The sequence below is a fragment of the Mesorhizobium sp. M0243 genome (assembly GCF_040321775.1).
Classification (GTDB): Bacteria; Pseudomonadota; Alphaproteobacteria; order Rhizobiales; family Rhizobiaceae; genus Mesorhizobium.
Genome location: NZ_JAMYSF010000093.1, coordinates 1 through 526, shown reverse-complemented (window position 1 = coordinate 526; position 526 = coordinate 1). Strand labels below are relative to the sequence as shown.

Sequence of the window (526 nt, the reverse complement as noted above, 5' to 3'; positions counted from 1 at the left end):
TGTTTGGACCGGAGACATCGCGAACAGGTGTGCGAGGACATCGCGAACAGTTTTGTCACTTATCGTCTGCAGAGGTTGAGGTCGACTGTTTCTATTTTCTGATGTCTGAAGAAGGCTTGGAAGACGCCGTCCTTGCCGGTGGGGGTGAAGGCCACGGCTTTCCCTCCAAATGCCTTGGAGAGGCGCAGGATGTAGCCGCACAAGGCGACGCGGCCCTCTTTCTGGACCTTGCGAACGATGGCGTCTTGTGGGTAGTCGAAAGCTTCGACGGCCTCGCAGAAGGATCGCGGCGAGGGTGTGTATCTGTCGAGGGGGACGCAACCCTTGAGGCCATCGTGGGGTCTTTCGGTGTTGTAGAGGTCGCGCCAGGCATCGAAGGCTTTCTGCGCGCGATCGAGATTTTCGAAAGCAGGTCCGGCCATCGCTTCGGCCTTGAGCGAGCGGTGGAAGCGCTCTTCCTTGCCCAGCGTCTGCGGATGCAGAGGCCTGGAATGGGAGATGGCGACGCCGTGCTCGATCAGCCAGA

1 protein-coding gene is annotated in these 526 nt (G+C 59.5%); it reads right to left on the bottom strand.

Translation table 11 applies throughout. From position 1 onward, the window contains the following. Positions 1 to 59 precede the first annotated feature (59 nt). The coding region (locus tag NKJ11_RS33780; RefSeq protein ID WP_352795194.1) for an integrase core domain-containing protein at positions 60 to 526 on the bottom strand (467 nt) is incomplete at its 5' end.